The sequence below is a fragment of the uncultured Veillonella sp. genome, assembly GCF_900545205.1.
Classification (GTDB): Bacteria; Bacillota; Negativicutes; order Veillonellales; family Veillonellaceae; genus Veillonella.
This window is the reverse complement of sequence record NZ_UQYC01000001.1, coordinates 1-14,792: the sequence shown is the minus strand read 5'-3', so window position 1 is coordinate 14,792 and position 14,792 is coordinate 1. Positions and strand designations below refer to the sequence as shown.

At 38.0% G+C, this 14,792-nt stretch carries 10 protein-coding genes; all 10 read right to left on the bottom strand.

The window, feature by feature from the left end:
* Window positions 1-56 precede the first annotated feature (56 nt).
* Window positions 57-473 carry a DUF4229 domain-containing protein gene (locus QZR70_RS00050; protein ID WP_295231535.1) on the bottom strand — a complete coding sequence of 139 codons (417 nt, stop codon included), beginning with the start codon at window positions 471-473 and terminating at the stop codon, window positions 57-59.
* Window positions 474-641: 168 nt separating this feature from the next.
* Window positions 642-2,090 carry an Asp-tRNA(Asn)/Glu-tRNA(Gln) amidotransferase subunit GatB gene (gatB, locus tag QZR70_RS00045; protein WP_295792167.1) on the bottom strand — a complete coding sequence of 483 codons (1,449 nt, stop codon included), beginning with the start codon at window positions 2,088-2,090 and terminating at the stop codon, window positions 642-644.
* The gene (gatA, locus tag QZR70_RS00040; RefSeq protein ID WP_295792162.1) at window positions 2,087-3,547 is read right to left on the bottom strand and encodes an Asp-tRNA(Asn)/Glu-tRNA(Gln) amidotransferase subunit GatA; all 1,461 of its coding nucleotides are present in this window, start codon (window positions 3,545-3,547) and stop codon (window positions 2,087-2,089) included. Before gatA ends, gatB begins: the two co-directional genes overlap by 4 nt.
* A gap of 11 nt (window positions 3,548-3,558) precedes the next feature.
* On the bottom strand, window positions 3,559-3,849 hold the full coding sequence (gatC, locus tag QZR70_RS00035) for an Asp-tRNA(Asn)/Glu-tRNA(Gln) amidotransferase subunit GatC (protein WP_004696952.1): 291 nt from the start codon (window positions 3,847-3,849) through the stop codon (window positions 3,559-3,561).
* A gap of 75 nt (window positions 3,850-3,924) precedes the next feature.
* A complete protein-coding gene (ligA, locus tag QZR70_RS00030; protein WP_295792158.1) occupies window positions 3,925-5,928 on the bottom strand; it encodes an NAD-dependent DNA ligase LigA in 2,004 nt (667 codons plus the stop codon).
* Between the two features lie 26 nt (window positions 5,929-5,954).
* On the bottom strand, window positions 5,955-8,144 hold the full coding sequence (pcrA, locus tag QZR70_RS00025; RefSeq protein WP_295792155.1) for a DNA helicase PcrA: 2,190 nt from the start codon (window positions 8,142-8,144) through the stop codon (window positions 5,955-5,957).
* Window positions 8,145-8,248: 104 nt separating this feature from the next.
* On the bottom strand, window positions 8,249-9,190 hold the full coding sequence (locus QZR70_RS00020) for a manganese-dependent inorganic pyrophosphatase (RefSeq protein ID WP_295792153.1): 942 nt from the start codon (window positions 9,188-9,190) through the stop codon (window positions 8,249-8,251).
* A gap of 155 nt (window positions 9,191-9,345) precedes the next feature.
* Window positions 9,346-12,528 (bottom strand): efflux RND transporter permease subunit, encoded by a 3,183-nt coding sequence (locus QZR70_RS00015; protein WP_295792150.1) that lies wholly within the window; start codon window positions 12,526-12,528, stop codon window positions 9,346-9,348.
* 14 nt (window positions 12,529-12,542) lie between these two features.
* A complete protein-coding gene (locus QZR70_RS00010) occupies window positions 12,543-13,670 on the bottom strand; it encodes an efflux RND transporter periplasmic adaptor subunit (RefSeq protein ID WP_295792147.1) in 1,128 nt (375 codons plus the stop codon).
* 245 nt (window positions 13,671-13,915) lie between these two features.
* Complete coding sequence (locus QZR70_RS00005) at window positions 13,916-14,536, bottom strand: Type 1 glutamine amidotransferase-like domain-containing protein (RefSeq protein ID WP_295792144.1); 621 nt, start codon at window positions 14,534-14,536, stop codon at window positions 13,916-13,918.
* Window positions 14,537-14,792 lie beyond the last annotated feature (256 nt).

The following is a 14,792-nucleotide window of genomic DNA, read 5'->3' as shown; positions in this document are numbered from 1 at the left end:
CTTTACATCATCGAATGGCTCAGCCACCGTCTAGTCATAATATATATATTATACCATTAAAAGAGCCCAAAGATAAAGGAAACAACGGCCCCCACTAAAATGACAACGCCTACAATCGATAGGATGATGCCACCAAAGAAAACTACAGCTGCTAACACGACTGCTAGGATTATAATTAAAATAATACGGCTCAGCCAGCTTGTACTATTAAAGCTATATACCTTCACATGTGGACCATATTGATTATACTCTTCACCGCGTTGATAATCTTCGTTCATATTGCTAGGTGTAGAGTCCACATGAACAGAATCGCCTACCTCTTCAATGGTTACACCGTCAAAATCACGGCGTTCATCATCAGATAATACGCGTGTATTAGGTTCTGCAGCACGTGTATTACTACTGTAGCTATCGCTACGCTCACTACTTCTATATGTATTTTGATTGTTATTTATATTCTGTTGATCATTCATCATTAAGTCCTTTATATGACCAAAATAATAATTAATTTTATACAACCTATTATACCATACTTTACCATAAAAAATGCAAATAAATATCCCCTACAGATATAAGTTCATATATCTATAGGGGATTGATTTTATTTGTATTGCCTATGCGACTATAGGCTAACGGACAAATTAGTCTTTCAAGTATTTTTGAAGCAATTCATTTACCATACCAGGGTTAGCACGGCCTTTAGATTCCTTCATAACTTGGCCTACTAAGAAGCCAATAGCCTTACCATTGCCACCTTTGAAGTCTGCCACTGGTTGTGGATTGTTAGCAATAACTTGTTTAACGATTTCTTCGATAGCACCAGTATCAGTGATTTGAACAAGGCCTTCTTCTTTTACGATAGTATCTGCATCCTTGCCGGATTCCCACATGGATACGATAACTTTTTTCGCGATTTTACCGGAAATTGTACCTTTGTCGATTAGGGCAATCATACCAGCCAAGTTTTCTGGGCTTACTTTAGATTCAGCGAATGTTAAACCACTTTCATTAATCATCTTGGACAAGTCACCAAGCATCCAGTTAGCCACAGTCTTAGCATCTGCACCTGCTTTTACAGTGGCATCTAAGAAATCTGCAGTTTTACGAGATACAGTAAGGATTGTTGCATCTTCACGAGACAAACCATATTCAGATACAAAGCGATCAATCTTAGCATCTTGTAATTCAGGTAACGCACGACGTACTTCTTCGATTTTTTCGTCAGTAATTACAATTGGTACCAAATCTGGTTCAGGGAAGTAACGGTAATCGTTTTCTTCATCTTTCTTACGCATACCAATAGTAATGCCTTGAGCATCATCCCATGTACGTGTTTCTTGATCTACTTTACCGCCAGCTTCAATCAACTTAGCTTGACGTAATGCTTCATATTCAACAACCTTTTGAATAGCTGTTAAGGAGTTTACATTCTTAGTTTCTGTACGCGTACCGAACTCTTTAGTACCGCGCAAACGTACGGATACGTTACAGTCACCACGTAAGGAACCTTCTTCCATACGGCCATCAGATACTTCTAAATATTGCAAAATAGAACGTAGTTTTTCAACATAGGCTCTTGCTTCTGCACCGGAGCGAATATCTGGTTCAGATACGATTTCAAGAAGAGGAACACCTGTACGGTTGTAGTCAACATTAGAAGATTTAGAATCGGAAATAGTGTTACCACTGTGAACAAGTTTACCTGCATCTTCTTCCATGTGAATACGCGTAATACCAATGCGTTTAGTTTCACCATTTACTTCAATGTCCAAATGACCATTTAAGCAAATTGGCAAATCATATTGAGATGTTTGATAGTTTTTAGGCAAATCTGGATAGTAATAGTTTTTACGGTCAAATTTGTTAAAGTTTAGAATTTCACAGTTCAATGCTAAACCAACTTTGATAGCAAATTCTACTACTTGTTTATTTAACACAGGCATAGCACCAGGCAAGCCAAGGCATACTGGGCACACATGTGTATTTTGATCGCCGCCGAATTCAGTGGTACAACCACAGAAGATTTTAGACTTAGTCTTAAGCTCTGTATGAACCTCTAAACCAACGACTGTTTCGTATTTACTACTCATAGAGAAACCTCCCCAGTTGGTGCTACTAATTGACAGTCTGGACGTGCTTGTTCAAATGTGAAAGCCGCACGTAACAATGTTTCTTCACCCATAGCAGGACCAAGCAATTGCATACCGATTGGTAAATTGCTACTACTCATACCTGCTGGAATGCTGATACCTGGGATACCTGCAAGGTTAGCTGGTACTGTACAGATATCTTCTAAGTACATTGCTAATGGATCATTTGCTTTTTCACCAAATTTATAAGACGTATTAGGTGCAGTTGGTGTTAAGATTAAATCCACTTTAGAGAAAGCTTCATCAAATTCGTTTTTAATGAGGCGGCGTACTTTTAATGCTTTCAAATAATAAGCATCATAGTAACCAGCGCTCAATACATAGGTGCCTAACAAGATACGGCGTTGTACTTCAGGACCAAAACCTTCTGTACGAGTTTTAGTAGACATTTCTACTAAATTATCTGCAGGTACGCGCATACCATAGCTTACACCGTCATAACGAGCCAAGTTAGAGCTTGCCTCTGCCAATGCAATGATATAGTACGCAGATAATGCATATTTAGAATTAGGCAAGGAAACCTCAACGATTTCAGCACCTAATTTTTTGTATGTTTCGATAGCTTCTTCAATAGCTTTACGAACTTCTCTATTGAGACCTTCACCAAAGAATTCTTTTGGTACACCAATTTTTAGATTTTTTACATCATTTACAAGAGCAGTAGTGTAGTCTACACGAGTACCTGGAATGGATGTGGAATCTTTAGCATCGTGGCCAGAAATAGCATTTAATACTAAAGCAGCATCAGTTACATCTCGAGTAACAGGGCCAATTTGATCCAAAGAAGATGCGAAAGCAATTAAACCGTAACGAGATACATTACCATATGTTGGTTTTAAACCTACAACGCCACAGAAGGATGCTGGTTGACGAATAGACCCACCTGTATCAGAGCCAAGAGCCCAAATAGCAGAACCGCTGGATACAGCTGCTGCACTACCACCAGAAGAACCGCCTGGTACGCAATCAGCATTCCAAGGATTAGATGTTTTAGCTAATGCAGAATTCTCTGTAGATCCACCCATAGCAAATTCGTCCATGTTAAGTTTACCAAGGCTAATATAATGATTGTCTTGTAAACGTTCAATAACAGACGCATTGTATGGAGGCACAAAGTTTTCTAACATTTTAGATGCACATGTTGCAGGTTCATCTTTAATACAAATATTATCTTTAATGGCACCAGGAATACCTGCCAATGGGGAAATAGCTTCACCTTTAGCAATTGCTTCATCTACAAGCTTAGCTGTAGCCAAAGCACGATCATGAGAATCGGATAAGTACGCATGTACAGTCGGTTCCACTTTCGCTTTATGTGCAATAACAGCATTCGTCAATTCAACGGCGCTGATTTCTTTATTCACTAGTTTCTTGTGTAATTCATGAATTGTTGCCACAGCGAAACCTCCTATTCTTGTACAACGCGAGGTACTTTAAAGTACCCATCCTCTGCTTCTGGAGCATTGGACAAAGCTAAATCATGATCTAAGGATGGTTTTGTTTCATCCTCTCTAAATACATTGTGCAATGGTACTGCATGAGCCATAGGCTCCACACCATCAAGTTCTAATGCATCTAGTTCAGCAACATAAGTCAAGATGTCAGATAACTCTTTTTCTACATGTGCCATATGTTCTTCCTTAACTTCCAATCGTGAAAGTAAGGCGATCTTTTTAATTTCCTCTTGGCTGATTTTCATCGGAACACATCCTTTCATAATTACTTATTATAAAGCAAATAATATATATTTTCAAAACATTGTAAGAATGTATATCTATTGGATTTCACCGAGTTCGCGTAAGAGTTCTACAAACTCTTCTTCGTTCATTACTCGTATACCCAATTCATTTGCTTTAGTAAGCTTGCTACCACTATCTTCACCAGCGATAACAAGAGTTGTTTTCTTAGATACAGAACCTGTAACCTTTGCCCCATGAGCTTCAAGGATTTTACCAGCTTCACTACGACCCATAACCTCAAGCTTACCTGTAAGAACAACGATTTCGCCATCCATTTGGTTACCTGCAGCTTCTACAACATCTACGGTCATTTTAAGACCTGCTTGTGTTAAGCCTTCAATAATGGCAACATGAGCAGAATCTTGACGGTATTCAACGATACTATCAGCCATTGTAGGCCCGATTTCTTCTACCGCCACTAATTCTTCTTTAGTAATTGTCATGAATCGTTCCATAGATTTTACAACACTTGCAATTGTTCCGGCTGCCTTAGATCCAATTAGTCGAATACCAAGACCATATAGTACACGATCTAATCCGCGAGATTTAGAATCTGCGATAGCTTTTACCAAATTCTCAGCAGACTTCTTACCCATTCGGTCCATGGTAACTAGTTGTTCGACCGTTAAATGATATAAATCAACAACATTGGTGATTAATTTGTTATTGATTAGGTTTTCTACAATACTAGGACCGAGACCATCGATATTCATAGCATCGCGAGATGCAAAATGAATAATTTGTTCCTTTTCAATGGCAGGACAATGTTTATTCGTACAACGAACAGCGGCTTCACCTTCACGTCGAACTGCAGGCGATTCGCATACAGGACATGTATTAGGAATTGTGAAAGGCACTTCAGAACCAGTTCGTTTTTCTGGGACTACGCGGATAACCTCTGGAATAATCTCGGCTGCCTTGTGAATGATGACATGGTCACCAATACGAATATCTTTTTCATTGATGAAGTCTTGATTATGTAATGTAACACGACTTACATTTGTACCGGATACGAATACAGATTCCAATTCACCAGTTGGTGTAAGAACCCCCGTACGCCCCACATTGATAGTGATATCCTTAAGAATGGTTTCCACTTCTTCTGGTGGATATTTGTATGCTGTTGCCCATTTAGGATCCTTTGCAGTACTGCCAAGTACCTCTTGGTCGTCAAAACTATTAACCTTAATTACCATGCCATCTGTGTCGTAAGGCAACTCATGACGCTTTTCACCCCAATAATTAATAGCTTCGATTACCTCATCAATTGTTTTACATACGCGATAATGAGGATTTACAGAAAACTTGAACGTTTCTAGACTTTGTAGCAATTCCTCTTGACTATGAATATTGGCCCCCACTTCAGAGCCGATTGCATAGGCAAAGAATGCTAAATTACGACTCGCCGTAATAGCAGGATCTTGTTGACGCAAAGAACCAGCTGCTGCATTACGAGGATTTACAAAGGTTGGTAAGCCCTCTTCATCACGTTCTTCATTAATGCGTTTAAATTCGCTATGAGGCATATACGCTTCACCGCGAACCTCGATAAACTCTGGCGCATTTTCTAAGTATAAAGGGATGGACTTAATAGTACGCACATTAGCAGTTACGTCTTCACCAACGCGACCATCACCACGTGTTACGGCACGTACAAACATGCCGTTCTCATAGTGCAAATTAACAGCTAAACCATCGATTTTAAGTTCTACCACATAAGCAGAAGGCTTATGACCTAATTCCTTCTCTACACGGCTAGCAAATGCACGTACTTCATCAGCACTAAATACATTAGATAAGCTCAACATAGGGCGACCGTGAACGACCTTTTCAAAGGAACCTTCTACCTTCATGCCTACCCGTTGTGTGGGAGATGATGGCACAATATATTCAGGATGAGCCGTTTCTAAATCAACGAGCTCACGATATTTTTTATCATATTCAAAGTCACTCATTGTAGGAGCATCTTTTACGTAGTATAAATACTGCGCATGAGTCAGCTCTTGTTGTAACTCTTTAATTCTATCTTTCGGATTCATCTTATATCCTTTTGTACAGAAAATAACTATCCCTTTTTAACAGGTGCAAATTTTGCCATTACTACACGTACACCTTGTGTGGGGAATTCAATTGTCAACTTCATACCAGCCCCTTCACCGGCAACATTGATAACCTTACCATTGCCCCACTTACTATGAATGGCTGTATCACCAATCTTCCAATCCGCAATTACTTCATTACGAACGATTGGCTTCGTAACTGGTCGGCTTGTGACACTCATATGTTGCGGCACATGGCGCTTAATATCATCAGGTACTTTACGCTTAGCACGCAAACCATCAACTAATTCTTCTGGAATTTCATCGATGAAACGAGACGGTAAATAGCTGCTAGTGCGTCCAAATACGGTACGGGTAGTGGCATTAGAAATATATAATTCCTTTTCAGCACGAGTAATACCTACATAAGCAAGGCGGCGTTCCTCTTCGATTTCCTCAGGGTTCATCAAAGTACGGCTATGAGGGAATAAACCTTCCTCCAATCCTCCTAAGAATACAATTGGAAACTCCAAACCTTTAGCAGCGTGTAATGTCATTAATGTCACTTTAGACTCTTCTTGCTCGAAGGAGTCAACATCATTAACAAGGGCTACTTGTTCCAAGAAGTCCTCCACTGTACCAGTTGGATTTGTATCTTGGAAGTCCTTAGCTACAGATAAAAGCTCACCAATATTCTCAGCACGTGCTTGATCTTGTGGATCTGTACTTTCTTCTAATTGTGCCAAGTAACCTGTTCTATCTAAAATAGATTCTAAGATATCAAGAACAGTTCTATCTTCCATTTCAGCTACGAGAGTAAAGATAAGGATACCAAATTCCTCTAACTTTTCCTTTGTCTTACCTTTAATCGTATCTACCAGATGTAGCTGTGTTAATGTCATAAATAAGGATGTACCATTTGCACGTGCATAGTCTTGTAGTTTTGCCACTGTAGTAGCACCAATACTACGCTTAGGTACATTGATGATACGCAATAAGCTTAAATCATCGAACGGATTATATAAGACGCGTAAATATGCTAAAACATCCTTAATTTCTTTACGATCGTAGAACTTTGTGCCTCCTACCATTGTATAGGGCAATGCTCTCTTAATCAGTGCTTCTTCCAGCACACGAGATTGAGCATTAGTACGGTACAAAATAGCCATATCACCATAAGGTACACCATGGATATCGTGCTTTTTAGCAATAGTATCGCCAATGAAAGCAGCTTCTTCATGTTCAGATTGAGCTGTAAAATGCTGAATTTTAGCCCCTTCTGTTTTATCTGTCCATAAATTCTTCTTAGGACGACCTTCGTTATTTTCAATTACCGCATTGGCTGCATCAAGAATAATCTTTGTAGAACGGTAGTTTTGTTCCAACTTGATAGATGTACAGTTTGGATAATCCTTTTCAAAGTCCAAGATATTTTGAATATCTGCACCACGCCATGCGTAGATACTTTGATCAGCATCACCTACAACGGCAATATTTTTCCAATAAGAGGCTAATAATTTAGCCAATAAATATTGAGCATGGTTAGTATCTTGATATTCGTCAATCATAACATAACGAAAACGCTTACTATATTTATCTAACACAGCCTCATTGGACTGCAATAATTTAACGGCTACCAATAAAAGATCATCAAAATCTAAAGCATTATTCTTACGCAATTCTCGTTCATAATACTCATATACATCAGCAACTTTTTGTTGGTAAAAGTCTCTCGCTTGCTTTCTAAAATCTGAAGCAAATAACAATTTATTTTTTGCATCAGATATGGCACCAATCATAGCACCTACAGGATAATATTTATCGTCGAGATTTAATGCTTTTAAAGCAGCCTTAATAACAGCTTGAGAGTCAGATGTATCGTAGATTGTAAAATTACTGTTATAACCTAAGAAGTTATCTAATTCAAAACGCAAGAATTTCGCACAGAAGCTATGAAATGTGCTGAGCCAAATGCGATTAGCTACATCCCCAACAAGACCTTCTACACGGCTTTTCATCTCCTTAGCCGCTTTATTGGTAAAAGTAATGGCTAAAATTTCATAAGGATTGACACCTTGAGCCAATAAATGTGCAATACGAACGGTTAACACCTTTGTTTTACCAGATCCAGCACCAGCTAAAATCAATAAAGGGCCTTCCGTATGTTGAACGGCTTGTTGTTGCTCTTTATTTAAACCTGTTAGTAATGAATTCATCGGATCACCCCTATCACCCTTACATATACTATAATTTGATAATCATATAAATAGAGAAGAAGAACGTTGCAAGCAACGTTCTTTTTCCTTTGTATACTACTATACTATTTCATAGCACCAAGAATTGGTGGTACGATTTGTTTTTTACGAGACATAGTATTTGGCAAGAATACGCCATTGTCTTTAACTTCTTTTTCAAATGCTTTTGTTACTACTGCTTCCACATCACCACTGAATAACAATGTAGTGCTTTCATCAAGAATATTTGTAACCATGATGTAAGATGCATCATAGTTATTAGCGCTGCGAAGAGCCTCTAATGCAGCTACAAGTTCAGCTTGTTTAGCCAATACATCTGTAGTATCCATAACAGAAATTTGACCGATAGAAATTGTTTTACCTGCTTCGGAGAATTCTTTCATGTCTGTACGAACGATATCGTCATTAGTCAAATCAGAAATATCTGCACCGGCTTTTAACATATCAAGGCCATAGGACTCGATATCTACACCAGCGATTTCTGCCAATTTATGAGCCATTTCTTTATCTGTTTCTGTACATGTTGGAGAACGGAATAACACAGTATCAGAAATGATAGCGGACAACATCAAGCCTGCAATAGCTTTAGGGATTGCTTGATTGTTTTCAATGTACAATTTAGTAATGATTGTATTGGAGCAACCTACTGGTTCTAAACGCATAAATACAGGACCATCAGTTTCAAAGTCACCGATGCGGTGATGATCAACTACACCACACATATTCATGGATTTATAACCATCGATGATTTGCTTAGATTCATTGTGATCAGTTAGGTATAAGTTGCCACCTTCTGGAGCAAACTCTTCCCAGTTCTTAACGATTTGTGGATGTTCAAAACCAAAATGGTTCAAAATATATGTTGTTTCTTTGTTTGCTTCACCTGCACATACTGGAGTAGCTGGTGTACCCATTTGTGTTAAGAAATTAGCAAAGGAAATAGCAGAACAAATAGAATCTGTATCAGGGCTTTTATGACCTGCTACATATGTTTTTACATCACTCATAATATACCTCTTTTATATAAATTTCATACTTAATATCGACTTACGTCAATCCGATTTTTAACTATATTATTATATCATAAATTATATAAAAAAACACGCCACTACTAAGTAGTGACGTGTTTTTGTCATTCTACAAAATTATCTAATGTAAATGATTAGTCGTGATTTTTTTTGCGGTTTGTAAACATACCAGGTCCAAGTGTTTCAATGATAATAAACAGCATTGGAATGATAAAGATACCAAACAATGTGGCTGTTGTCATCCCTGCTACTACAGTAATACCCATGGATGTACGAGCACCAGAACCAGCACCAGTAGATACTGCTAATGGCAACACACCAAGGATGAACGCAAAGGATGTCATCAAGATTGGACGCAAACGAATTTTTGCAGCTTCAATAGCAGCATCAACAACGTTCATACCACGTTCGTCAACACGAATCTTAGCATACTCAATGATCAAAATCGCATTTTTTGCGGCCAAACCAACAAGTGTTAAAAGGCCAATCTGCATGTAAATATCATTAGCTAAGGAATATCTACCTGTAAAGTTCAACAAGAATGGAACTAAAGAAGCACCAATCATACCAGATGGTACAGAGAACAATACGGCAAATGGAACCTTCCAAGATTCATACAAGGCAGCCAAGATTAAGAATACAAATACTAGACCTAAACCAAGAATCATGATGGTTTGAGAACCAGCTTTCAACTCTTCACGAGATTGACCTGCCCAGTCATATGTATAACCGGCTGGTAAAGTTTTAGCTGCCGCCTCTTTCAATGCATTTATGGCATCACCAGAGGAGTAACCATTCGCTTGAGAACCACCGATTTGTACAGCCATCGCATTATCAAAACGAGTAATACTAGATGGTGTGCCAGTTTGTTCCTTTGTAATATAGTTAGATACTGGAACCATAAGGCCCTTGCTATTACGAACAGCTAGCATATTAAGCTGATCCGCATTTTGACGGTAAGCGTCTTCAGCTTGAACTACTACTTTATAGTTTTTACCATATGTAGTGAAATCATTGACTTGAATACTACCATAGAAACCTTGCAATGTAGTAAAGATATCAGCTAATGCCACACCATCTTGAGCCGCTTTTTCACGATTCACATCAAATTGTAAGGATGGTGTAGATGTATCAAAGGTAGTGTAAATAGATTGAATTGCTGGACTCTTACGAGCTTCTGCTAAGAATTCATTAGCACGTTCTGCCATAACTTGTGGGCTGTCACCAGCTTTGTTAATAAGGTACATGCTGAAACCACCTGTATTACCTAAACCTGGAATAGATGGTGGATTCAAAGCAACTACAGTTGCTTCTGGTACGCCTTGAGCAGCAAAGCCAAAGGTTTGGCCAACCATTGCATTAATAGATGTTGCTTGAGTTGTACGATACTTCCAATCAGACATAGTCGCAAAGATTACACCAGCACTAGATTTTTGACCGCCCCCTAAGAGGTCAAAGCCTGCTACAGTAAATACCTCTTGGAATAATTGTTCATTCTTAGGTTTTTCAGGATCATTTTTACCTTCCAAGAAAGATGCTATTTTTTCAAGGGTCGCCATAGTACGTTCAGATGCAGCACCAGGTGGCTCATTAACAGCAATCATGTAGTAACCGCTATCCTCTGCAGGTACAAAGGATGTAGGTAAGAAGTGGAATACTAAACCAGTACCACCAGCAAAGATTAATAATGCAATAACAGTTAAGCTCAAGCGATGGCTTAAACGAGCCAATTGGATACCATACCAATCACTGAAACGTTCTAAGCCTGCATTGAATTTGTTTAACTGACGATGTACCCAGTCTTCGCGTTCTTTTGGCGTGTGAGGTTTTAACATCGTAGCACAAAGTGCTGGTGTTAATACAAGGGCTATAATCGCAGAAATAACAACAGAAACTGCAATCGTCAAGGCAAACTGTTTATAAAGAATACCTGTCATGCCACCCATAAAGGCAACTGGTACGAATACCGCTACCAATACAAAGGCGATACCAATTACAGGGCCTTGCACATTTTCCATTGCTCTAATAGCTGCCTCTTTTGGAGATAAGCCATTATATTTTAATTCATACTCTACTGCCTCTACTACAACGATAGCATCGTCAACAACGAGGCCGATAGCCAATACCATGGCGAATAATGTTAACGTATTGATAGAGAAATCAAGTAATACGAAAGCACCAAATGTACCTAGCAAGGATACTGGTACGGCAATCATAGGAATAATTGTAGATCGCCAGGATTGTAAGAACACATATACTACAAAAAGAACGAGTAGTAATGCTTCTACAAAGGTATGCTCTACCTCATTGATAGATGCACTTACGAATTTAGTATTATCTACAACTACATTGTATTGCATATCTGGTGGGAAGGATTTAGATTGTTCATCTAGTACCTTCTTAACATTCGCAATAGTTTCTAATGCATTGGCATCATTTTGTAAAGAAATAGCAAAGCCTGCTACCTCTTTATGAGCGGACTTAGCAACAAAGTCATATCCTTTAGCACCAATTTGAATACGAGCAACATCTTTTAGATGCAATACTTTACCATTAGAGCTTTTAATAGCAATATTGCCAAATTGTTCAGGTGTCACAAGACGACCTTCAATTTTGATAGGATATTGGAATGCTTGTTGACCGTTTGTAGGATTTTGACCAACTGTACCTGCCGCAGCCTGTAAGTTTTGGCCCTTAATAGCTGCTGTCACTTCAGAAATGGTAACACCAAGATTTTGCATCTTCGCTGGATCTAACCAAATGCGCATAGCATAGTCGGAACCGAACTCTTGTACAGAACCGACACCCTTAATGGCTTTAATAGCATCCATCATATAGTTGGTACCATAGTTCTTTAAGAATGTAGAATCATAAGTACCATCAGGTGAATTCAAGGAGAATACCATAGCCATATCACCAGAAGATTTAGTAGTTGTAACACCAACTGCTTGTACCTCTGCAGGCAATTGTGCAAGTGCTGCTTGAACACGGTTTTGAGTATTAACCGTATCCATATCGGCATCTGTGCCTTGATTGAACTGAACAGTCAAAGAGTAGCTACCGTTACTAGAGCTACTAGATGTCATATAGTCCATATCTTGTACGCCTACGATTTGTGTTTCAATAACACTGGCTACCGTATCATTAACAACTTGAGCCGTTGCACCTGTATAGGCAGTGTTTACACGAACTGTAGGTGGAGAAATTTGTGGATATCGAGCTATCGGAAGGTTCATCATAGAAATGAGACCTACCAAGGTAATAACAATGGCTATTACGATGGCAAAGATAGGTCGATTAATAAAGAATTTCGACACGATCTAGCCCCCTTCTATTTTGTAGCTTTTAATTGTTCTTTTGAAAGCAATTTAGCATTAACCTTCGCACCGTTTTTAACCTTAGTTAAGCCATCAACGATGATTGTATCTCCAGGTGCCAAACCGGCTTTAATAATTGTATCGCTACCACTTGTACCGCCCACTTCAACACTTTTTTGTTCTACTACACCATCAGAATTTACAACAAAGATAAAGTTTTTATCCATGATTTGAAGAATAGCGCGACTAGGAACAAGAATAGCATTTTTAAGTTTTTGACCAGGAGAAATTACTGTGGCAAACATATTTGGCAATAACAAATGATCAGGATTTGGGAAGGACGCTTTTAACACGAGCTTACCTGTAGACTGGTCGAGGCTTTTTGCAGCTTGAACAATAGAACCCGGTTGATTATACGTTTCGCCATCAGCAAGTTTTAACTGAATATTTGGACCATTGGAATCATCGCCGGTTGGATTTTTCATGAAGTCAAGATATTCTTGTTCAGTCATACTAAATTCAACAAAGATAGGATCGATAGAATCAATAGTTACTAATGTTGTAGAACCTGCTTGTACAAATGTACCCATATCGATATCATCCATACGTAATGTACCAGAATATGGTGCATATACCATTGTATCCCCATAGTTATCTTGAGCAATTTTTACGGATGCTTGGTATGCTTCATAAGCTGCCTTAGCTTGTTCTACAGTACTGCGTTGTGTATCTACACGTTGTTGCGCAATAGCATCTTGTTGAGCCAATGTTTCATACCGATTAAGGTCTACTTCAGCATTTTTATAGTTTGCATTAGCTTGAGCAGCTTGTGCTTCAGCATTGGCAAGAGCAGCTTCGTATTGACGAGAGTCGATGCGATATAATGGCTGTCCAGCTACAACTTGCTCCCCGCCTTTAACAAATTTTTCAACTACGTAACCCGTTACACGAGCATGTACAGCTACAGAGTTTTCTGCAACTACTGTACCAGCATAGGTTTGGTTTACCTGTGCATCACTTGCAGTAATTTTGTATGCATTGACACTCACGTCGCCTGCTTGCTGTTGATTACTGCCACAACCAGCAACCATTACAGCGGATACAACGAGAGCCGCTAACATACGGGAATAACGGAACTTCATTATATGTACTCCTTTACACGAAACTAATCATCTATGTATCATAATTACATAAATATCTTTATATATTTTACAGGATTCTATAGACAAAGTCAATTTTTTCGATACCTCTCCACCTCTATAAAACATAGATAAAATCTGATTAAATTCATATTCATTGTGCACAATCAAAGCGATAAAAATTATTGACTATATATATTAAAATATGAGCACTTATAACTTTCAAATATAAAGTAATAAACACTTATTTACTTTTTACTTTCATTTAATACAGTATAACCATTATTATCCACTAAGATTGCTTCTTTATTGTTTATTGGCACTAACGGTATCTTATCTTGATAAATATCTAATGTTTTCTGAGCAGTTTCTTCAAATGGATATTCTCCTATATGAGGAAGAACATAATGATCAAATACATTCAAACCTCCATAATTATCTAATTCAGAAGCTATACTTTTATCATCCATTATCTGATTGTATTCAATACTTTTAGACATAATAATCGCTCCAGCAGACTCTCCAATATACAATAAGCCTTCTTTGATTCTCTTGAAAAGTACGTCTACTAGATTTTTCTTTTTTAACTCTTGTAGTAAATAAAAAGTATTCCCACCAGATATACAAATGCATTCTGTCTTTAAAAACCTATCCTTTAAATAATCTTCATCAAATTTAGAAATATCAATAATTTCTAATTCATACCCTAAAGATTTTAACATCTCAATTCCTTCATCAATAAATCCTGTATAGGGCTCGACATTTCCAGCCGTAGGAATAAAAATTATTTTATTAGAAACCATTTTTGAAAGATACTTTTTGGTTATACTTTTTGTTCCTGCCAAATAGGCCACGAGTAAAATTTCCACGACTTATCACCTTTGCAATTCTCTATATAAATTAATATTATATTTAATCTTATATATAAAAAAACTACCTAAGAATCCACCTAGATAGTTTTTAAAACCACTAAATCGACTACTCTATATCTATTATAGCCGAAAAGTTACATATTTATTTGTAAGCATAGACTATTTTGATAAAAGCATGCTTTTTATTTGGTGGAGATGAGGGGAGTCGAACCCCTGTCCAAAAGCAGGTACCTATCCACAGATTTCCCCGGTT

Bases quoted from the DNA above. Each gene is read 5' to 3' on its own strand.
- QZR70_RS00020 (WP_295792153.1), bottom strand. From the start codon at position 9,190: ATGAGTGATGTAAAAACATATGTAGCAGGTCATAAAAGCCCTGATACA.
- QZR70_RS00010 (WP_295792147.1), bottom strand. From the start codon at position 13,670: ATGAAGTTCCGTTATTCCCGTATGTTAGCGGCTCTCGTTGTATCCGCT.
- ligA (WP_295792158.1), bottom strand. From the start codon at position 5,928: ATGAATCCGAAAGATAGAATTAAAGAGTTACAACAAGAGCTGACTCAT.
- gatB (WP_295792167.1), bottom strand. From the start codon at position 2,090: ATGAGTAGTAAATACGAAACAGTCGTTGGTTTAGAGGTTCATACAGAG.
- QZR70_RS00050 (WP_295231535.1), bottom strand. From the start codon at position 473: ATGAATGATCAACAGAATATAAATAACAATCAAAATACATATAGAAGT.
- gatC (WP_004696952.1), bottom strand. From the start codon at position 3,849: ATGAAAATCAGCCAAGAGGAAATTAAAAAGATCGCCTTACTTTCACGA.
- pcrA (WP_295792155.1), bottom strand. From the start codon at position 8,144: ATGAATTCATTACTAACAGGTTTAAATAAAGAGCAACAACAAGCCGTT.